This window comes from Pirellulales bacterium, assembly GCA_033762255.1.
Taxonomy (GTDB): domain Bacteria; phylum Planctomycetota; class Planctomycetia; order Pirellulales; family JALHPA01; genus JANRLT01.
Map to the genome: position 1 here is coordinate 108,102 of JANRLT010000060.1, position 21,201 is coordinate 129,302.

Annotated in this window: 18 protein-coding genes; 13 read left to right on the forward strand and 5 right to left on the reverse strand. The window is 57.3% G+C overall.

Annotated elements, in window-relative coordinates; all coding sequences use genetic code 11:
- Positions 1–8 precede the first annotated feature (8 nt).
- The 6 genes from SFX18_16575 to SFX18_16600 all read left to right on the forward strand — a co-directional run bounded on the left by SFX18_16575 (position 9) and on the right by SFX18_16600 (position 7,092).
- Entirely contained in the window at positions 9–656 is a 648-nt protein-coding gene (locus SFX18_16575) for a DUF309 domain-containing protein (GenBank protein MDX1964766.1), read from the forward strand.
- A 77-nt stretch (positions 657–733) separates the two neighbouring features.
- Entirely contained in the window at positions 734–2,446 is a 1,713-nt protein-coding gene (locus tag SFX18_16580) for a PQQ-binding-like beta-propeller repeat protein (protein MDX1964767.1), read from the forward strand.
- 94 nt (positions 2,447–2,540) lie between these two features.
- Complete coding sequence (locus tag SFX18_16585; protein ID MDX1964768.1) at positions 2,541–3,338, forward strand: SDR family oxidoreductase; 798 nt, start codon at positions 2,541–2,543, stop codon at positions 3,336–3,338.
- Positions 3,339–3,394: 56 nt separating this feature from the next.
- Positions 3,395–4,858: a DUF6513 domain-containing protein gene (locus tag SFX18_16590; protein ID MDX1964769.1), complete on the forward strand. Its 1,464-nt coding sequence runs from the start codon at positions 3,395–3,397 to the stop codon at positions 4,856–4,858.
- Complete coding sequence (locus SFX18_16595; GenBank protein MDX1964770.1) at positions 4,855–6,306, forward strand: anthranilate synthase component I family protein; 1,452 nt, start codon at positions 4,855–4,857, stop codon at positions 6,304–6,306. Before SFX18_16590 ends, SFX18_16595 begins: the two co-directional genes overlap by 4 nt.
- Positions 6,307–6,429: 123 nt before the next feature.
- Positions 6,430–7,092, forward strand: a complete 663-nt coding sequence (locus SFX18_16600) for an aminodeoxychorismate/anthranilate synthase component II (protein MDX1964771.1) — start codon at positions 6,430–6,432, stop codon at positions 7,090–7,092.
- A 310-nt stretch (positions 7,093–7,402) separates the two neighbouring features.
- On the opposite strand, the gene SFX18_16605 is transcribed toward SFX18_16600, so the two are convergent.
- Positions 7,403–8,038, reverse strand: a complete 636-nt coding sequence (locus SFX18_16605) for a glycine zipper domain-containing protein (protein ID MDX1964772.1) — start codon at positions 8,036–8,038, stop codon at positions 7,403–7,405.
- Positions 8,039–8,146: 108 nt separating this feature from the next.
- Complete coding sequence (locus tag SFX18_16610; protein MDX1964773.1) at positions 8,147–8,446, reverse strand: hypothetical protein; 300 nt, start codon at positions 8,444–8,446, stop codon at positions 8,147–8,149.
- A 232-nt stretch (positions 8,447–8,678) separates the two neighbouring features.
- On the opposite strand from SFX18_16610, the gene SFX18_16615 reads away from it, so the two are divergent.
- Genes SFX18_16615 through SFX18_16625 form a run of 3 tightly spaced genes read left to right on the forward strand, consistent with a single transcriptional unit; the run spans position 8,679 to position 11,681 of the window.
- Positions 8,679–9,881: an L-threonylcarbamoyladenylate synthase gene (locus SFX18_16615; protein MDX1964774.1), complete on the forward strand. Its 1,203-nt coding sequence runs from the start codon at positions 8,679–8,681 to the stop codon at positions 9,879–9,881.
- A gap of 37 nt (positions 9,882–9,918) precedes the next feature.
- Positions 9,919–10,416, forward strand: a complete 498-nt coding sequence (gene purE, locus SFX18_16620; protein ID MDX1964775.1) for a 5-(carboxyamino)imidazole ribonucleotide mutase — start codon at positions 9,919–9,921, stop codon at positions 10,414–10,416.
- Between the two features lie 47 nt (positions 10,417–10,463).
- Positions 10,464–11,681: a 5-(carboxyamino)imidazole ribonucleotide synthase gene (locus tag SFX18_16625; GenBank protein MDX1964776.1), complete on the forward strand. Its 1,218-nt coding sequence runs from the start codon at positions 10,464–10,466 to the stop codon at positions 11,679–11,681.
- Here SFX18_16625 and SFX18_16630 read toward each other — a convergent pair.
- A complete protein-coding gene (locus SFX18_16630) occupies positions 11,609–13,168 on the reverse strand; it encodes a hypothetical protein (GenBank protein ID MDX1964777.1) in 1,560 nt (519 codons plus the stop codon). The two genes, SFX18_16625 and SFX18_16630, sit on opposite strands and share 73 nt — an antisense overlap.
- A gap of 70 nt (positions 13,169–13,238) precedes the next feature.
- Positions 13,239–15,230 carry an alpha-1,4-glucan--maltose-1-phosphate maltosyltransferase gene (locus tag SFX18_16635; protein ID MDX1964778.1) on the reverse strand — a complete coding sequence of 664 codons (1,992 nt, stop codon included), beginning with the start codon at positions 15,228–15,230 and terminating at the stop codon, positions 13,239–13,241.
- Between the two features lie 125 nt (positions 15,231–15,355).
- Between SFX18_16635 and SFX18_16640 the strand changes: the two genes are divergently transcribed.
- From SFX18_16640 to SFX18_16650, 3 genes are all read left to right on the forward strand, one after another.
- Positions 15,356–16,228, forward strand: a complete 873-nt coding sequence (locus SFX18_16640) for a PHB depolymerase family esterase (GenBank protein MDX1964779.1) — start codon at positions 15,356–15,358, stop codon at positions 16,226–16,228.
- Between the two features lie 55 nt (positions 16,229–16,283).
- Positions 16,284–17,066, forward strand: a complete 783-nt coding sequence (locus SFX18_16645; GenBank protein MDX1964780.1) for a hypothetical protein — start codon at positions 16,284–16,286, stop codon at positions 17,064–17,066.
- Between the two features lie 102 nt (positions 17,067–17,168).
- Entirely contained in the window at positions 17,169–18,698 is a 1,530-nt protein-coding gene (locus SFX18_16650) for a hypothetical protein (GenBank protein MDX1964781.1), read from the forward strand.
- A 90-nt stretch (positions 18,699–18,788) separates the two neighbouring features.
- Here the strand turns inward: SFX18_16650 and SFX18_16655 are convergent, their stop codons facing one another.
- Positions 18,789–20,096: an MFS transporter gene (locus SFX18_16655; GenBank protein ID MDX1964782.1), complete on the reverse strand. Its 1,308-nt coding sequence runs from the start codon at positions 20,094–20,096 to the stop codon at positions 18,789–18,791.
- 442 nt (positions 20,097–20,538) lie between these two features.
- Between SFX18_16655 and SFX18_16660 the strand changes: the two genes are divergently transcribed.
- On the forward strand, positions 20,539–21,147 hold the full coding sequence (locus SFX18_16660; GenBank protein ID MDX1964783.1) for an HdeD family acid-resistance protein: 609 nt from the start codon (positions 20,539–20,541) through the stop codon (positions 21,145–21,147).
- The last annotated feature ends 54 nt before the right edge of the window (positions 21,148–21,201 follow it).

Sequence of the window (21,201 nt, forward strand, 5' to 3'; positions counted from 1 at the left end):
CATCCGCCATGCCCGTTATTCCCCGTTATCGGCCAGATGTCCAGCTTCCCCCATATGGCTATGTGACGGGATTGTGGCCCCACCCGCTTAATCATCCAGAGGGGCACAGCCATCAAAGCCCCCATCCGCTCTTGTCGGATCCTGCGCGTCAAGCGGATATTTTTACGGTTGATCCACGCCCGTGGTCTGTGGAAATACCGGAGAGGCAAGAGTTTTTATACGCGCTCGATCTCTTTAACCACGGTTACTATTGGGAAGCCCACGAAGCTTGGGAAGGCTTGTGGCAGGCCGCTCGAAAAATTCCCTCCCCCGCCAGCCTAGCTCCGGCGGAGGGTCTTGCGCCCGCGGCGATTCTGGCATTGTTTTTTCAGGCATTAATCAAGCTGGCCGCCGCCGGTGTCAAAGCGCGCGAAGGACGCGGCGTGGGCGTAGCGCGGCATCTGCGCCGCGCGGCGGAGTTATTAGACCTGGTTACCCTCCGCGTTGCGCCGCGGGAAGAATTGTGGGGGCTGAATCTGACGGAATTGCGACACTTCAGCGTTAAATGGCGGTCAATTCCTTTGCCACCGCTGGTCGGACGGGAGCAACCGGTGCTGGTTGTCTGGCCGGAGCAACTGCGCCTGCGGGACTTGCCACTGGAGGGAACTCCTGAATAATAGAAGAATGCCGCAACTTTATTAATTGTTGGCCTGTCCAATCTCGCGCGGCCCCCCACATTGCTGGAAAAAATACGATGAATGCCGGATATGTCTCGCCAGAACAATCGGCCAAAACACCACCAGTAAAAGAAAAGCTCGGCCCGATTGCCCGCAACTTGGGGAATATCGTGCTGTTCTGGATGTTGTTTTTGGTGGGGGCAATACTAATCACACAATATTATGTTGAAGATCAGACCGCTATAGCCAATCTGGTGTTGCAGGCCGGGACCGCCCTGATTGTCCTGACGATTTGTCTTTATTCGCTGGCACAATCCAGTCTGGGCCTGTGGCGATTTTTTCCCACCTTGCTAACAGCCGCTGGACTGGGGGTCTTTTTTTACTTTTATCAGTATGCCGGGAATACCGGGAATATGCGGTTGATCTTTGTCCGCCGAGGGCAATTGCCCCCCCCCGCCAAGGTGGCGGATCTTAACCCCGCCCAGCAAGCCCCCGTCGCCGAGCCTCCCCGCAGCGGCAATGACTTTCCCCAGTTTTTAGGCCCCCGGCGCGATCAAGTCTTGACCGGCACGCGCATCAATCCCGTTTGGACCGCCAATCCGCCGAAGCTGATGTGGAAGCATCCCGTCGGCCAAGGGCTAACGGGATTTGCCGTGGTGGACTGGCGGGCGATCACGATGGAACAGCGTGAGTTGCAGGAATGCGTGATTTGCTACCACGTGCGGACGGGGGAAATCTTGTGGGTGCACCAGCATCCCAACGAGCATTATCAGTTCAATGTCGGTTGGAATGGTCCCCGCTCGACGCCGACCATTCATAACGGCCGCGTTTATGCCCAGGGGGCGGCGGGCAAGCTGGTCTGCCTGGATTTACAAACCGGTGATTTGCAGTGGGAAAAGGAGATTCTCAACGCCGATCCCAAGAATATTCCCGAATGGGGCAAAGCGAACTCGCCGCTGATCGTGGATAATCAATTGATCGTGGTGGGGGGATTGCGCACCGACGACCCGGAAAAGTTTTTACGCTCGCTGATTTCTCTTGACCCCGTCACGGGAAACGAACTCTGGGCCGTGGATGGTCATTTTGGCAGTTATGCCTCTCCCGCCGTGGCGACGCTGGGGGGGGTGCGGCAAATTATCATTGTCAATCAAAATTGGATTGATGGGCATGACCTGCAAACGGGAGCACTGCTATGGAGTTATCCCTGGCCTGGTAGAACCAACGCCGACGCCAACACCGCCCAGGCGTTCGCGGTCAATGAACAGCAAGTGTTTGTTTCCAAGGAATACGGCGTGGGGGCCGCGCTGTTTAATGTTCACAAAACGGAGGATGACAAATGGCGCGCCACGCTAGAGACCGTTAATGACCTGGCCGGTTGGGCCAAGCCCGTGCTAAAGACCAAGGTCAACAATGTCAGCCGCGTCGGCGAGCATGTCTATGGATTTAACAACGAAGTATTGGAATGTGTGGAGTTAGCCACGGGCAAGTCCCTCTGGAGAAAGCGGGGGGATTTTGGCAGCGGACAATTGCTGGTGGTAGAGGATAAACTTTTGATCCAGACCGAAGATGGCCAAGTCGTCCTGGCCGCCGCCAACCCGCAAAAGTACCAAGAGTTTGGCCGGTTTCAGGCGATTACCGGCGAACCGTGTTGGAATCCGCCAGCCTTTGCCGCGCCGTATGTGTTAATTCGCAATTGGCAAGAAGCGGCCTGTTATGAACTGCCGTGCGAATCAGTTGATCCCGCGGATGATAAGCAGGTCGATCCCCCGGCAGCTGTCGAACAGAAGTAACGGCTCGCTATTTGGCATATCTTTAGCGGGTGGATAAATACGCCACGCACCTTTGAGGATATGTCTTTTTAATTATGCTATTGCTGTAATTCTTATGATGGAACCCACCGCGGGATCGCTAGCAAATAAAATCGCCGTCGTCACCGGCTCCTCCAGTGGGATCGGCAGGGCAACGGCGCTGGCCCTGGCCGGCGCTGGGGCGCACGTGCTGGTCCATGCCGCGCGAAATCTCTCCGGTGCCCAGGAGACCGCCGCGACGATTCAACGCCTGGGTCGGCAGGCCACGGTGCTCTTGGCGGATTTGCAAACGCACGCCCAGCAGGACCGCTTTGTCGAGGAAGCGTGGGCCTGGCGGGGACGGGTCGATCTTTTGGTCAATAACGCGGGGGCGGATGTCCTGACCGGCGCGGCGGCAAAGCTGGGGTTTGAGGAAAAGCTAGAACTATTGTGGCGGGTCGATGTGACGGCCACGCTGCGCCTCAGTCGGCAAATCGGACGGCAAATGCGCGACGCGGGAGGGGGCGTGATCATTAACACCAGTTGGGATCAGGCGGAATATGGCATGGCGGGGGATAGTGGTGAATTGTTTGCCGCGACCAAAGGAGCGGTGGCGGCATTGACGCGCAGCTTGGCACGTTCCCTGGCGCCGTTGGTGCGGGTCAACGCGGTCGCCCCGGGTTGGATCAAGACTGCCTGGGGAGAAACCGCCAGCGCGCCTTGGCAGACCCGCGCCGCGGCGGAGGCGCTCTTAAACCGCTGGGGAACGCCCGAGGATGTCGCCCGGGCGACGCTGTACTTATGCTCTCCCGCGGCGGAGTTTATCACCGGCCAAGTTTTGCCGGTGAACGGCGGTTACCGCGGCGCGGCTGATTTTGTGGAAACGCGCGATTGAGTTAAACTTTAGTCATACCCTGTCTCTCTCACTTGTTGGTCCGCGCGCGGATTTTCATGCACATCCACTTTGTCACCGGTTGCCTGGCCGAACCCGCGCTGCGCGGGGTGTTGGGCGCATTAGCTCCGCATGCGGGGTTTGCGTATTCGGTGCAGGTGTTACCCATCACCGTGGCCGCGCTCATGACGCCAGCGTGGATTGCTCCCCGGCTGGTGGTGCCCCCCGAGGCTGATCAAGTGTTGCTCCCCGGCTATTGCGGCGGTGATCTGGCTCCGCTGAACGCGGTCTGCGCCGTCCCGGTCGTGATTGGCCCGCGCGACCTGCGCAAGCTGCCGCAGTTTTTTGGCCAAGACCCACATCAGGATTATGGCGGTTATAACATCCAAATCTTGGCCGAAATCAACCATGCCCCGCGCTTGGCAAGGGCAGAGATCTTGGCCATGGCGCGGCAACTGGCGGCGGATGGGGCGGACCTGATTGACCTGGGCTGCGACCCAAATCACATTTGGACCGACGCGGGGGATACGGTGCGGCGGCTACGGGACGCGGGTTTGCGGGTCTCGATCGACAGCCTGGAACCGGCAAACATTGCTCCAGCGGTCGCGGCGGGGGCGGAACTGGTGTTGTCCGTCAATAGCTCCAATCGCCAGCACGCCGCGGATTGGGGGTGCGAGGTCGTGGCGATTCCCGACCAACCGACGGACATGGATAGCCTCGACCGGACGGTGGAATATCTGGCAGCGCGGAATGTGCGGCTGCGGCTGGATCCCATTTTGGAACCGATCGGCTTTGGCTTTGCCGCCAGTTTGCAACGCTACGCCGTCGCGCGACAACGGTATCCCGACGCGGAAATGCTCATGGGTATTGGCAATCTTACCGAATTGACGGATGCCGATTCCGCCGCGATCAATTTGCTGCTTTTGGCCTATTGCCAAGAACTGGGGATCCGCGGCGTCCTGACCACGCAAGTGATCAACTGGGCGCGTGGCAGCGTGCGCGAATGCGACCTGGCCCGCCGGGCGGCGTATTATGCCGTGGAAAAGCGGACCCTGCCAAAACATTTGGAACCGCGACTGGTCCCTTTGCGTGGCGATCCTCCCCGGCCCTTCGGCGAAGAAAACCTCATCCAGTTGGCCGCCAGTCTGCGGGATAATAACTACCGCATCTTTGCCGAAGCGGGGCAGATCCACCTGCTCTGGGCGGGGCACCACCTGAGCGGGGGCGATCCATTTGAGTTATTTGCGCGGCTTTTAGACACGCGGCCGACAAATATTGACGCGGGACACGCGTTTTACCTGGGTTATGAATTTTGCAAAGCGGTCACGGCCTTGACATTGCATAAACATTACGAGCAAGACACCGCGCTCAACTGGGGTTATTTGACAAAAGAGGAACAACACCACCGTCTTAGCCGTCGTAGCGCGCGCGAACGCCTCGAACAGCGGCAAAGCGAGGCGGAACAAGCGGCTCCTCCCCTGTCTGATACGGCGGCGGATGCGGAATCCCGGGGCATGTTATGACGCTTCCCCGCGTGATTGAGCTAAATCCCCCACCCGATGTCGCGGCTTGTCTGGAACGGTTTCGGACATTGCCCTATTGCCTGTTACTTGACAGCGCGCGGCGGCATGCGCGGTTGGGCCGGTACTCGTTTTTGATGGCGGATCCCTTGCGAGTGTTGCATCTGGAGTCCGTGAATAATTTGAACGGTCGCGAGGCAAACGCGGATTTATTTGCCCAGGCCCAGCGATTGGGAGAGCAATATCCGGCGAAGGATGAGGAGCCGGGCGTCGTCCCTTTTACCGGCGGATTGGCCGGATTTTGCAGTTATGATCTCAATCGCGCGCTGGAACGACTCCCCGCGCCCCGGTTCGACGAGTTTCAGCTTCCCCTGGCCGTACTGGGCGTGTATGACGTGGTTCTGGCATGGGATCATGTTGCCGGTAGGGCATGGTTGATTTCGCGGGGTTGGCCCCCGGAGGGTGGTCCCGGCAGTGCGCAGCGGGCAACGGATAGATTACGCCAGTTTCAAAAGATTTTGTCAGCCGCGCGAGCCATGCCCGATGTGCAATCGCCAGCCGCGGCCAATATTTCCGACCTAACGATTGCCGACTTGTGTATTGCCGGTCCGCTGCCCGGTTATCCGATGGTGTGGAGTAATTTTAGTCGCGAGCAATATACAGGGGCTATCGAGCAAGCCCGCGAGTACATTTGCGCGGGAGATATTTTTCAGGTCAATCTCGCTCAGCGATTGCTAACACCCGTGCGCGAACCAGCGTGGCAAATGTATGCCCGATTGCGGATGGCGAATCCCGCGACCTTTGGGGGATATTTTGATTTTGGCGCGGGGCAGATCTTGAGCGCGTCGCCCGAGCGTTTTTTACGGGTGCGGCGGGGTAAGGTCGAAGCGCGACCCATCAAAGGGACCCGCCCCCGGTCGCCGTGGCCCGAGGCGGATCTCTTTGCCGGCGATGAATTATTGGCTAGTGAAAAGGATCGGGCGGAAAACGTGATGATCGTGGATCTTTTGCGAAACGACTTATCCCGCGTCTGCACGGCGGAGAGTGTGCGGGTGGCGGAATTATGCCGCTTGGAATTGTACGAGTACGTCCAGCATTTGGTGTCGGTAATCAACGGCGAACTGGCGCCTGGCCAAAGCGCGTGGGATTTGCTGCGCGCGGCCTGGCCGGGGGGCTCGATCACGGGCGCGCCCAAGGTTCGCGCGATGGAGATTATCACAGAACTGGAATGTGTCGCGCGGGGGCCTTATTGCGGAGCGCTGTTGTACGCGGGGGCCAATGGCGACATCGACGCCAACTTGCTCATCCGCACGTTGATTGTCAGTCGGGGGTGGGCGCAATTTCCCGTGGGGGGTGGAATCACCACGGCCAGCGATCCAGCGACGGAATATACCGAAACCTGGCATAAGGCAGCGGGATTGTTACGCGCGCTGGAGTTTAATGCGCAATAGCGCTGGCTGATGGCGGGACTAATGATTACACATTTTCACTTGAAATTTCAGGTTCATATGGAGTTATCACGGATAAATTAGGTATCCAGACAAACGTTGCTCGTTATTTTAGTATAAATTTCCATGCTCCTGTTGATTGATAACTACGACAGCTTCACCCATAATCTCGCGCGTTATTGCCGCCGACTGGGGGTGGACGCGCACATCGCGCGGAATGATAGCCTGTCGCTAGCGCAAATTCGCGCGCTGGCACCCCGGGCGATTTTGCTTTCTCCCGGGCCGTGCGGACCCGCCCAAGCGGGAATCTGCCTCGAGCTGGTCCGCGAGCTGCATCCGACGACCCCGATTCTGGGGGTTTGCCTGGGGCATCAGGTTATTGCGGCGGCCTTGGGGGGAAACATTGTGCGGGCGGAGCAACCGCGGCATGGGCGGCAATCGCGCATCAGCCATTCAGCCAATGGTATTTTTGCCGGTTTGCCAGCGGAATTTTTGGTGGGCAGATATCATTCGCTCATAGTCGAGCGGCAGTCCTTACCTCCGTCACTACAGATTACCGCCACCAGCGACGAGGGCGTGATCATGGGCCTGGCGGGAGTGGGGTTTCCGACGTTCGGCGTGCAATTTCATCCGGAGTCGATATTAACCGAGCAGGGTTACCCGTTACTGGCTAATTTTTTGCGGATGGTGGGGATGGGGGGATCGAATGTCGACGTTAGTAACTTTCATGAAGGACCCGCGTTTGAATCGCAGAATTGGAAATTTCCCGCAGGACCGGTGACGTTTTAGGGGAAAATCTTAGTTCGAGCTTCAGCACGAAACCCAAGAGACTATTGAATCGTTGGTCGAAGTGGATAAATCGGGCCTTTGGCCCTTCCATTCATTTCTTTCCATTGACCTAGGGCGACGCTGCGCTTGCCCTAGGCTGGGATAGGTCGGGCCTTTGGCCCGCAAAACATCAAACGCCTTTGGCCCGCAAAACATCAAACGCCTTTGGCCCGCAAGAAATTCACCAACTTAAAGCCTTGCACACTGCGAAGAATTGTAAGGTTAGTAACATAGAAAATGGATAGGTCATGAGTAAGAATACTTTTCACCCCTAATGACTCACCGACACGCCCCAGCTAACACCATGCGGGCGGCACGGCGGGGGGTAATAATATCGCGGCGGCGGGAAATATCCCGGCGGGGGAGCGTAGTAATGCTCGACCACAAACCCCGGGGGGGGCGCGGGGGCCGCGTAACTGGCGGGAGCCACGGCGCGGGCCGGTTGCGGGGGGCTTTGCATGGCGGCAATCACCCGTGGGTTGACCCCCTGTTGGCTTAATAAGATCAAATCGTTGCTTTGTAGCGGTCCGGCCACGCCATTGGCCCGAATGTGGTTCTCGATCACACCGGGATCAACCCCGGCGCGGGTCATATCGATAACATCCGGCACGGTGACGCTGCCGGTGGCCAGTTGTCGACCTAGTTTGGCCTCGATTTCGGCCCGATTGCTGGCCTGAATTTCGTCCATCCCCTCCCCCACGGCACTGCCGGCGATCAAGCCGGTAATCGCGCCGATGGCGGTCCCCGCCCCTTCGTTTCCGACCGCGTCGCCGATCAAATAGCCCACTCCCGCACCCGCCAAAGCCCCCCCCGCGCCATAGCGGTCGCCATAACTGGCGGAACGGCAGCCGGACAGGCCAAGTGCGGCAAAAACCAATAGAAAACCTGTAAAATGGCGGCAAACCATGGGAAATTGAGGGGAAAGTAATCGAGGCAGCCCTTTCTGCCCGCGAACTATCCCCGCTGGCCCCAACCGGGTCAAGGTCAATCCTTTTCCAAAAAACCGTGATTCAATTTAATCGCCTATCCGCACATGCTGGATCTGGTTATTTACCATCCAGCCCAACCACGCTTCTTGTTCCTCGGAAATTTCCACTTCGCGGCGTTGCAGGCTATCCAGGGGGGAGATGATTTCCACCACCCCATCGGCCAGCCACTGTCGAGAGTGCGTCAAATCGATCCAGTACTCGCCCGGTGGTAGGCGGGGAGCCTGATTTTCGTCGGGTGCGGACATGAAATACGCGATATCGGTGCGAAACCGGTCCGGCATGGGAAAAGGCGGAATTTCGGGTCGATTGACGGCGGTAACAAGCATAACAAAGCGAAAAATAACAAATGAAATGGAAGGTAAAGCTAGAATCAGCAACGGGGACATGAAAATTTTGTTAGCGAGGTTATACTACACCATATAGCCTGGGAACGCCTAGGAACATGGTGCAGAGCGTTTTTGCTGACTGGGGCATTTGTTAGCGGGATGTTAGGCGAATAATAAACAGCAGGATTTTTGCGAGCGCGGGCAAGCTCATGCCAGTTTTTTGTTTGACGCAATGACCGATGTGTTTCTGATTCATTTACGCTTGCCCCAGCCACCCTTAATTGAACGGGCAGCGGAGATTCTGCGCGCGGGAGGGATTGTCGCCTTTCCCACGGAAACCGTTTATGGACTGGGGGCCAACGCCCTGGACGATTTCGCCTGCGAAAAAATCTATGCCATCAAACAACGCCCCCGCCATAATCCGTTAATCGTGCATGTGGCGGATATCGCGGCTGTCCAGCAAATTACCACCCATTGGAGCGACACGGCCCAGGAATTGGCGCGGCGTTTTTGGCCCGGTCCGCTGACCATGGTCCTGCCCAAGGGGAATTCGGTTTCCTCCGTGGTGACCGGTCATGGCCCGACTGTGGCGGTACGCATACCGCAACACCCCATCGCCTTGGAGCTGCTGCGCGCGGCGCGGCTGCCCGTTGCCGCACCGAGCGCCAATCGATCCCAAATGCTCTCCCCCACCACGGCCGAACATGTGCTTACCGGTTTGCCGCAAGGGGTGGATATGATCTTGGACGGGGGACCGACCAACGGCGGAATTGAATCGACGGTGGTGGATTTGACCTGCGCGGTTCCGACACTCTTGCGACCGGGGTTGATCACACCGCACGAATTACGGCAGGTGGTTCCCAATTTGCAAATTGCCCCGCATTTGACATCAGATGACTCCCTCGGAGAGTTGACGCTCGCAACCGAATTATCCCCCGCCAGCATGGCAACCACGCCTGCGCTGCTAGATTCCGGCGCCTATGCCATATTGGGCGGATTGACCCCCAAGCCGACGGCGGGAACAGCCCAATTAAAGTCCGGGGAAACACTCCCCCCCTTGCCCGCCCCCGGCATGCTGGCCCGGCATTATGCCCCCCAAGCGCGGATGGAATGCTGGCAAAACGGCAGTTGGCGGCGCGTTCAAGAGTTGTGCCGCGCTGGCCAGCCTGTCGGCTGGATCAAATGGCAGGACACCCCGCTGATTCGGCATGAACTGGTACGGACAGTGGAACTTCCGCGTAATGTCGAGGTTTTTGCCCGGCGGTTGTATGCGATTTTGCACAATTTTGACGAACAACGCCTTCCGCATGTGGTTGTGGAATTGCCTCCGGAGGAAGAAATTTGGCTGGCGGTGCGGGATCGGCTGCGGCGCGGGGCTATCCTCTGGTCGGAAAAACGCGATACTAAAACTCTGGCCGAATCCACCGCCATTTAGTTTACGCGCTTATTGACTCTCTTGGAATAATCCGCCTATGTCTGCCGGCAACGCTCCCCTGGTGGGAATCATCATGGGAAGTAAATCCGACTGGGAAACGCTGCGCCATGCCGCGGAAACCCTAACCGAGTTTCAAGTTCCCCATGAATGCCAGATTGTCTCGGCTCATCGGACGCCGCACTGGCTGGCCGAATACGCCGGCACCGCCGAGTCGCGCGGCCTGCAGGTGCTCATTGCCGGGGCGGGGGGGGCCGCGCACTTGCCGGGAATGGCCGCCGCCATGACACTCTTGCCGGTGCTGGGCGTGCCGGTGGAAAGCGCGATTTTGCATGGCGTGGATTCACTGTTGTCGATTGTGCAAATGCCCGCGGGCGTCCCCGTGGGAACGTTGGCCATTGGCAAAGCCGGCGCGATCAACGCCGCGCTGTTGGCGGTGGCCATATTGGCTCGCGGTCGGCCCGATCTGCGCGAGTTGCTCCATCATTTTCGCGCGGAACAGACCGCTCGCGTGCGAGGGGACACCCTGCCTCTCTAATTCAAGCACATCATATTCCACTTCCAGCCTTAAACATATTTCCCGCCGTGCCCCCTCTTTCCGATCATCACGTCATCCCCCCCGGCGAAATCCTGGGGGTCTTTGGAAGTGGCCAGTTGGGCCGGATGTTTGCCTTGGCCGCCGCGCAGTTGGGCTATCGAGTCTGGACATTTTCACCAGATTCCCTGTCTCCCGCGGGCCAGGTATGCGAGCGGGAATTCATCGCCGACTATACCGATCTGGCCGCGGTGCGCGAATTTGCCAGCCAGGTCGCGGGAATTACGTTTGAATTTGAAAATATCCCCGAAACCACCATCCAGGCGGCGGAGGCTCTCACCCGTGTCCGTCCCGCCGCGCGGGTGCTGGGGATTTGCCAACACCGCCTGCGGGAAAAACAGTTTTTAGCCCAGCGCGGCATCCCCCATGCCCCGTTTCTACCGGTGAATTCTCCCGCTGAACTAGAGGCCGCGATCCGTGTGATCGGGCTTCCCGCCATCCTCAAAACCGCTGGCTTTGGTTATGACGGCAAGGGGCAGTATCGCCTCCATGACGCGGCGGACCTGTCCGCCGCCTGGGCGTCGGCGGCCACGCCGGAACGAATCCTCGAAGGGTGGGTTGACTTTGCTTGCGAGGTGTCGGTATTGGTTGCCCGCGGGGTGGATGGCCAGTGTGTCACATGGGGAGTTTTTGAAAATCAGCATGCGCGGGGAATACTGGATGTGACGCAAACGCCCGCCCGAATTGATCCGCAAACGGCACAAGTCGCCACGGAGCTAGCCTGCCATGTCGCCAGACAAATTGAGCTTTGTGGTCTGCTGTGCGTGGAGATGTTTGTCACCCACGCGGGCGAGGTGCTGGTGAATGAACTTGCCCCCCGACCCCACAACTCGGGTCATTTGACGATCGAAGCCAGCGTCACTAGCCAATTCGCCCAGCAAGTGCGGTTGCTAACGGGACTACCGCTGGGCGAAACCACGTTACGGCAGCCGACCGCGATGGCGAATCTGCTGGGAGAACTGTGGCAGTCCGGCACTCCAAATTGGTCGGCGGCGTGTGCGATACCAGGCGTGCAACTGCATCTATATGGCAAGACCGAGGCCCTTCCCGGTCGCAAAATGGGGCATTTGACGGCGGTCGCTCCGACAACCTCCGCCGCCGTCGACCGCGTGCTATTGGCCCGCCAAGCGCTGATTCAATCCACGGGGTCGGCCAATAGCGATAATAGTCCTGTCAGTGGCACGGCCACCCAATCGGGCCGGTTTTGAAGTTCATAGCCCAGTTCATAAACCGCTTTTTCTAAAATAAGCAAATCCAGCAACGGCTTGGGCTCTTTGGGCAATAGTCCGCTGCTTGCAAGACTTTGTTGATAAGTCTCCCAAAAAACTTGGGCCAAAATGAGGTATAAGGATTGAGTGTACCGTACCGTGGCGTTGTCAGCGCCTTGTGCAATGCCTAGCTGGGTCACGGCGTAATGCAGCGAGCGGAGCATTCCCGCCACGTCTTGCAGCGGACTTTTTTTGGCTTGCCGATCGGCCAGTGGCCGGGCCGGTTCTCCCTCAAAGTCGATCACCCAAAGATGTTCGGCCAATTTCTCGGCCGTTGGCGGATTTTGTCCGCTCCCTAATTCTGATGTTTCCACGAGTACTTGGCCCAGATGATAATCGCCGTGAATGCGAATCCGCTCGCCCAGATCAGTAAACATGTTCCAAGTGGCAAAGCGGTCTAGCAGTTTGGTTTGGCGAGTAAGCAATTCATTTGCCAGGTCTTGGGTGGCAAGCGGCAGTTGGGGCAAGCTATGGGCCAAAATGGCAAACTGCTGGCGGGCATAGGTGGCTTGGGTGTCGGCCAGCAGCGCGCGGTTCAGGCTTTGCCAATTTGCCGTGCCAAACGCAGGCAAATTCGTGCGAGCCAGGGCCAGGTGCATTTGCGCGGTTTTTTGAGCCAGGGCCTGGCAAAAAGTGGCCAATTCCGCGGTATTGGTAGGAAGCTGTTTTAAACCACTCGCGGATGAGGTGGCGGCGGACCAGACGCGATGCAAAAGATCTCCCATCACATCCCAGGCCGCGCGGCAGTCGGGCAGGTATTCGCATAACATTCCCCAGGTGGCGAGACCGGTGGCCAACTCGATTTGCAGCACGGCCCACAGTGGGGGGCAGACCTGGGCATTTGATTGCTGCAAGTAGCGGCAAATTTCGGCATCGGGGTTTTCCCCCGTCGCTAATTTGCGATACAGTTTGAGTATGCCTGGGCGGTTGGCGGCGGGTGAGTCTTTCTTGGTCCCGGGATCGGCCCGCTCGTGGCCAAAAACCCAAGAAGAGTTGCTTTGCTCCAAATGGATTAATTTTCCCACGGGGGGAGGGGATGAATTATCCCGCGAGACCCAAGCGGGAGATTGCCAATGCTGTTGACCATGCCGCGCGGCCTGCCAGAGCGCGGCGGTAAACTCGGGCGTGGCGGTGATTTCCGGCGGGATATCGCTGCTCGATGTGCACAGGGCGGGTTCAAAACCGGCGGGCCAGGCGGTCCAGTACAGTTCTTCGCGCGCGGGAAGGGGCGATTCAGTGGTTGTGCGCGGTGTCAAGGTGATCCGCAATAATTGAATTGTCAACGGACAATCCAGGGCAAACGGATGCAGGGACGTCAGGTCAATTCGCGCGACATCCATCCCCTTTGCGCCGTACCAACGTTGCTGGGTCAACCACTGGGAGATTGCCTGAACCGCGGGGGGGGAAAGTGTGACTGAATGTGCCATGTCGTGAAATGCCCGGGTAAATAAAAATGAGAATGGCCAATCGTTTGTGGGAATGGGCAGGCTGGCACCCTTATTCACAACGAAGCAAAAACAGATGCGCGGGGCGTTCGGGCGTCAGGGAAATGTACGCCCCCTCGCGGTCCCACTGGTAACTTTCGCCAGTCAACAGATCTTGTACGGAAAATGCCTCGGGCAGGTGTCCTGGCAATAATGTCAAGTCGAGTTCCAATTTGCCGATTTGCGGCGCATGGGGGTCGAGGCTGACGACGGTTAAGACGACATCCCGCGACGTTGCGGAGTGCTTGGTGTAAGCCAGGATTTGCTCATTGGCAATCGGGTGAAACCGCAGCGTGTCATCGACCTGCAGGGCGGGATGTTCGCGCCGCAGGCGATTAATCGTGCTAATGATCCCCCGCAAACTATGCGGCGCGTCCCAATCCCATGCTTTGAGCTCGTATTTTTCACTATTCAGGTATTCCTCGCTGCCTGGATCGCGGGGGGTGTTGTCGCATAGTTCATAAGCGGGACCGTACATGCCATAGCTGGCCCCCAACGTGGCGGCCAGAACGAGGCGAATCACGAACGCCGGGCGGCCCCCCGTTTGCAGATAGGCGTGCAAGATGTCCGGCGTGTTGGGCCACAGATTGGGCCGGAAAAATTGATTCACCGGCGGCGTGGTTAATTCGGTAAAGTAATCGATCAACTCGGCCTTTTCGTTGCGCCAGGTAAAGTACGTGTAGGACTGCGTATAGCCCAATTTGGCCAGACGGTATTTGATCTTGGGGCGGGTAAACGCCTCGGACAAAAAGATTAATTCAGGATGCGCGCGTTTGAGGCTGCCAATCGCCCACTCCCAAAATGGGAACGCTTTGGTGTGGGGGTTATCCACGCGAAAGACGTGCACGCCAGCGTTGATCCAAAATTCAAACACGCCCTTTAATTCCTGCCACAGCTTTCGCCAGTCCCCGCTTTCAAAGTCAAACGGGTAAATGTCTTGATACTTTTTGGGTGGATTTTCGGCGTATTGGATTGTGCCGTCGGGACGCTCTTTGAACCAGTCCCGATGTTCCGTGACATAGGGATGCTCGGGCGAACATTGAAACGCGATATCCAAAGCCAATTCGATTCCCAGTTTTTCCGCCGCGACGCGCAACTCTTGAAAATCCGCAAATGTCCCCAACTGGGGGTGAATCGCCGTGTGCCCCCCCCCTGCTCCGCCAATCCCCCAGGGGCTACCCACGTCGTCGGGCTGGGCCTGGGGTTGGTTGTTTTTTCCTTTGCGGTAGGTGGTGCCTATGGGATGAATGGGGGGCAGATACAAAATGTCAAACCCCATCTCGGCGATGCGCGGCAGTTTGGTGATGACATCGCGCAGCGTGCCATGGCGCTGACCCGGATTCGGTTCTTCGGACGTGCCGCAGGAGCGGGGAAATAATTCATACCAGGTGCTAAAGCGGGCCTTGGGACGTTCGACCAGGATCGACTGGATCGGATGTTCCGTGGCCAAAGCGCGATCCGCGTGCCGCAGCATAAGTTGTTCCAGCTCGTGATGCAGGCCAATTTCTACCCGGTCATTCTGGCTCAGACCGGCATCCCGCAGTTTTGCGGCGGCCGACAGCAGGGCCTGCTTGTCGGAGGCATGGTTTTTTTCCGACAACCGGTCCGCCGTGGAGGCGACATAATTCGCGCCAATCTGTAAATCGACGGTTAAATCCTGCCCGGCAATGGCGCGTTTGGTGAGTTCGTAGCGCCATGTGGCAAAATGGTCGATCCAAGCGATGGCGGTAAATTGCCACCAACCGATTCGATCAATCCGCAGCTCCGCCGACCATTCATCGTTACCCTGTGCGGCGAGGGGGGTTTCTTGCCAGTCTTGGCGTTCGTCGCTACGATACCGCAAATAACACGTGAGGGAATCATGCCCATCGGCAAAGATCGCCACTTGCACGGTTACCGGGTCGTGCACGATCCGCTTAACGGGAAATCTGCCCCCGTCAACCTGTGGGCGAAGATTATCAATGACGACCCGGCGGCGTCCATCTGCGGGAAAAGGAACATCCATGAGTGAGCTATCGCGGAAAGCTGTGGAGTTAGAATAGGGTGAGAGGGCAATTTGGCGCGGGTGGCTCTTTCTGTTGGCAAAAAATATCATAACACACAGTCGCCTGCGAAGGGTATACTAAAGGCATGTCATGGCTATCGGTGGGCTTGCACCAACGGACAATTCACGTGGATGGTCGCGTACGGCACTATTTGGTGTATGTGCCGGCGACGGCGGCGTTGACCCGCCCCGTCCCGGTGCATTTGACGTTGCATGGCAGTAATAGCAATGGCCAAGTCCAACTCGAATTCACCGGACTAAACGACCACGCCGATCAGCATGGTTACGTGGTGGTTTATCCTTTTGGTACGGGTGCCCGCGCGCGGTTGTTATTTTGGAATGCGGGAATATGCTGCGGCGACGCGTGGGAAGCTGGCGTGGATGATGTGGGTTTTATTAGTAATTTGTTAACGGACCTGGAGCAATTAATTCCGCTCGATCACGAACGTATTTATATCAGTGGCATGTCCAACGGGGCGATGATGGCCTACCGGCTGGCAAATGAGCTGTCCTTGCGGATTGCCGCCATCGCGGCGGTGGCCGGGCCGATGGCCATTCGGCAGGTTGCCCCGCAACTGCCTGTTTCTGTCATCCATATCCATGGCGACCAGGACGAGTTTACCCCGTTTTTAGGAGGGAATGGCCCGCGCAGCGTAACCCGGACCCAGCATCTCTCCGTCCCGGAAACAATTTCCGCGTGGGTAGTGGCAAATGGCTGCCCTGCCCTGCCAGCCAAGACCACCTTGCGGCCGATTGTGGATGATGGCACTGTTGTAGAACTGGCCGAATACGGTCCTGGTCGGGACGGGGCGGAAGTTCACCTGTACACAATCCTGGGGGGCGGGCATACTTGGCCAAATCGCCCTCCCCGCCCCTATTATTTGGGCAAATCATCCGCAAACTTAATAGCCAATGACGTGATTTGGCAGTTTTTTCAGCGTCATCGGCGAAACATATAGCCACTTGCTAGAGTAATACACTCGCTGTGCTTGTATCAAAAACTTGGATCAAGAAATGGCTAAAAAATCACTTTTTTTACTACTTGCCCCTCTTCTGCGGTTTTCCCGCGACCAAGTCATTAGCGTGGCTTGGCTGCTAGCGGTCGTTTTTATCTTGGGGCTGATTGGAATTGCCGATAGCCCTCTTTGTCTCGCCGTGGAGGCCCCCCCCGCACAGCACGAGTTGCCAGAGACGCTGCTGCAACATGAGTTTTCCGATCCCGCGGGGGAGAAACATCAGTTGGCGCGGTGGTCCGGGGATGTCGTCGTTCTGTTTTTCTTGGGAACGGAATGCCCTGTCGCAAATACTTATATTCCCGAGATACATGCCCTAGCCGAGAAATTTTCTCCGGAAAGTCTTGCCACCGAAAAGCCAGTGAACGGGGCGGATGCGGCAAAAAACCCTATCAAGTTACCAATTCGCTGGGTGGGTGTGCATAGTGATCCCACTGTCACGGGGGAAGCCGCAGCCCAACATGCCCAGGATTTTCGCTGGAAATCGCCAGTTTTACTGGATAGCGAGCAAACGCTGGCCGCGGCGCTTGGAGCAAAGGTGTTAGGCCAAGTGGTAGTGCTACACAAAGGCCAAATATTGTACCGTGGGCGAATCGATGACCGTTTTTCCACCAATGGCAAGCGCCGCAGCACGCCCAGCCAACGGGATTTAGAAAACTTGCTGGGTGCTTTAGCGGCTGATAAGCAGGTTGCTTTTCAAGAGACCGCGGCTTATGGTTGCCCCATTTTTTCCCAGCGAAAGCCTCCGATCTTGCCAAAAAATTCCTCAACCGAGGTGAAATAGCAATTTTTACGGATTTCCATTAAATTGCTATGATGGCCCATTACAGGAAAATCAAGCTTACTCTAATGCATCCCTGAGACGAACTCTTTTTGTGGGATAAACATGAACACTACCAATCTTCGCGCTGTGGGCCTGATCGTTTGTCTGGCGGCATTATCAGGGTTTTGTTGGCTGGCAATAGCGGCGGATCGGCCCGATGTATCTGCCAAGATAACCAAAAATGCCGCTAATACCACGTCGGATCCTGCGACCGATCCCGCTGTTGCTACCGATGCCGCCGATTCAGCCAAACCATCGGCCGACTCGGTTCAGCTACCCCAGGGGCCGATCACTTTTACCAAGCATGTCGCTCCGATCATGTACGCGAATTGCGTTTCCTGCCATCGACCGGGCGAGGTTGGTCCGTTTTCCTTGATTGAATATCAGGACGTGGCCAAACGGGCCGACTTTATTCGTGAAATCACACACGATCGCCGCATGCCCCCCTATCACGCCGATCCGAATTTTGGCGATTTCAAAAATGTGCGTCGCTTAAGCGAGCAAGACTTGGCCATTATTGACGCTTGGACCGCGGCCGGAGCTCCCCAAGGGGACATCGCCGATCTGCCGCCACTGCCAAAATTTACCACAGGCTGGCAGTTGGGCCAGCCCGATCTTATCCTAAAAATGCCGCAGGCCTTTACCGTCCCCGCCGTGTCGGATGATATTTATCAGGTCTTTGTTATACCCACGGGACTTACCCAGGATCGCACGGTGGCGGCGGTGGAGTTTCGACCGGGCAATCCCAAGGTGGTGCATCACGCGATTTTGTACCTGGATAATTCCGGCACCGCCCGCCGAAAGGACGATGCTGAACCGGGCATGGGGTATCGTTCGTTTGGTGGCGTGGGCTTTTTGCCAACGGGTGGTTTGGGGGGCTGGGCACCGGGTGTGACCCCGATGCGTTTACCCGATGGATTTGGCAAATTCCTGTCAAAAGGATCGGACCTGGCCTTGCAGATTCACTATCATCCGAACGGCAAAGAAGAAACGGACCTTTCTGAAGTGGGTATTTATTTTACCCCCGAGCCCGCCAAGCGGTTGGTCACCGGAATTGCGCTATTCAATCCCAGATTCAACATCCCCGCTGGCAAAAAAGATTACGAAGTCAACTACGAAGTGACCGTGCCGTGCGATATTCATGCGACTAGCATTTGGCCGCATATGCATTTGCTAGGGCGAGAAATGAAAGTCGTGGCCAAAACGCCTGATGGACAGACCATCCCCATGATTTGGGTTAAGGATTGGGACTTTAACTGGCAGGACGGCTACGAATACCGTCAGCCGCTGAAACTGCCAAAGGGAACCAAGATTCAGCTTACGGCACGATATGATAACTCCAGCGACAATCCTCAAAACCCCCACAAGCCACCCCGCGCGGTTCACTATGGGGAACAAACCACCGACGAGATGTGCCTGTGCACGGTGCAGGTCTATCCCGATAATCCGGCCCAATTAAGCAAGCTCAACTCGCTGCCGTTTTCGCGATTGGGCGCGGCCTTGGGTGGGGGGACGGTGGCCCTGACCCCCGGTGAAAAACTGCGCCGCATGCTGCAGCGCTACAATATTCAAGTTGGCGATTCGGACGATTAATGATTTAACCGCATTGAAACGTTAATCATAGATCTGCCAACGAATGCATGAAGCGGTCCTTTGGCACGCAAGCTTAGAATGCCTTGGTCACTACTCAGGCATTTCTATCTCCGTTTTTTGCCACCTCAGCACGCCCAATAGTATGACCAGTCCCAGGAGACTGATTATTGCCGCGCCGCCAAACGGCAGATATGGTTGGCTGGAATAACGTTGCCAAAGCAACCCAAAGGCCAGATTCGTGGGGAGGGCTGTCACCCCCTGGATGAGGGAATGCCAGCCCAGCGCTGTCCCCCGACGCTCGGGACCGACAAGTTGGACGAGCAGCAGTTTTTCCGCAGGCTCGGCCAACCCATAGTACAATGCATATCCGGCAAACAGCAGCAAGCCTTGCCAGGCCGTGGTAATCCAGCCAAAGCTGGCATAGATGACAATATGCACCACCCAGCCGACGGCCAGCACTCCTCCCGCCGTCCAGTGATCGGCCCATCTCCCTCCTTGCAGGTTGAGCCAACTCTTGAGGATATTCCATGCGCACCAAACCAGGGGCAGGCTGGCAATGGGAAGCTGTAATTCATCTAAGCGGCTAAGTAGCATAAAGTCCGAAGGCTTTCCCAGTTGAAAAACTAGGGTAGCCCCCAAGACTGCCCAGACCCGCCAGCCAAAGCGGGTTGACGCGGGCTGTTGCGGCAAGGCGGTGGAGTTCGTATCAAAGGATGCGTCCGTATCACTGGTGCCAAGTTTGGCGTCACGAGGTGGAGGCGATTCCGCCGGTAAGCGCACCGCCAGCAGGCTTACCACGATGATCCCCTGAATCATCGTCAGCAAAAAGACCCAGCGATAGGCCGACCAGCCGGCTAGTTCCGCGGGGAGCAGCCACAGCAGGACGAAAGCAATAAGGGGTCCGATGGCCGCACCCAGGTTGTCCATCCCGCGATGAAAACCAAATGCCCTACCGCGCAAGTTCGCGGGGGTAACCGCGGCAATGAGCGCGTCGCGCGGAGCACCGCGCAAACCCTTTCCCAGCCGATCAAAAAAGCGTATCGCCAGCGCCTGCCAAGGCGCCGTGACAAACGCCATCAAGGGCCGAATCAGTCCCGATAGGCCATATCCCAAAAGCATAAGCGGCCGCCGCAGGCCATACCGGTCCGCCAACCAGCCGCTGGGAAGGCGAGTCAAGGCGGCGACTGTTTCCGCCACACCCTCGATCAGGCCCAACCCCTGCTTGCCGGTCAATAGCACCGCTTCAAAGAAATGCGGCAAAAGCGGGACGATCATCTCGGTCGCAGTGTCCGTCAACAGACTCACCCAGCCCAAAAGCCAAACCACGGGGGAGAGGCGATCCGGGGGAGGTGGCGCGGGGGAATTTTCGGGGGGAGTTAAAGGGTGGGTAGGGGGCATCCGCGGGGACTGCTTTGAGAAAAATTGTCAAGACGATTTTGTGATGAGTGTTTTGTCGCGATGGTCGATACGGGTGGAGTGTATCCGCCGCTGGGCGTTATGCCACGAATATTGCCATTTCAACCGGCCCAAAGGCCTTCCCCCGCCATTAGGTGGCGGGAAAACGCCATTTGGGTTGCGGGTTGTCAATGTGCTCGTTACACTACGGCAAGTTGGCCGCTGTGAATAGCTCTTCTTCTTGACCTCTGCGTTTTGGGAGGTGAATTTGCCAAATCCAGGCCACGAGGCGGTGTTTGCCCCATGTTAAGCCCCTTCACGGCGGGCAAGTACGGTGTGGTCGCACAATGGTGCAATCCTGTCCGCAGGGCATAGACAGTCCGTCTGTCCGAGCGAAATTTAACGCCTAATTGCGGTTTCTTCCTCTTTTTCTGGAAAGTTCGCCATGAATCATGCGGAATCCGGTCTTAACCTGTCACGGATCGGCGAGGAATACAATCGCCTACGGGGATCATGGGGCTGGTTTATGGCGCTGGGGGTCGCTCTGGTGATCCTGGGGTCGGTGGCAATCGGCTGGGCTTGCCTGCGCGAAGTCACCATTGCCGCTACCTGGCTCTTTGGCTGGGTCATGATCGCGGCGGGAGTGGCGGAGGTGGTTCATGCCTTTTCGGTGACTCGCTGGAGCGGGACTTTGCTGCATTTGCTCATGGGGGTCATGTATGGCGTCGTCGGAATTTTAACCATCGAAAAGCCCGAGTTAAGCGCGATCATCTTTACCCAGTTTTTAGCAATATTTTTCATCGTTAGCGGAGCGTTTCGCATTCTGGCGGCGCTGGTGAATCAATTTCCCGGCTGGGGTTGGGTGTTGGTCAATGGGGTGGTCACCCTGGTTCTGGGGGTAATGATTTACAAGGAATGGCCCTATTCGGGCTTGTGGTTTATCGGATTGTATTTGGGCATCGACATGATATTAAATGGCTGGACCTGGATTTTTTTGGCCCTCGGCCTCAAACGCTTACCCAGTTTGGGGGGAGCAAAATTAGGCACGGCCTAAGGGGCAACCCTCTCCGCAAGTTACCCCGGTGCGGGGCGGAAGCAACTATTTTTG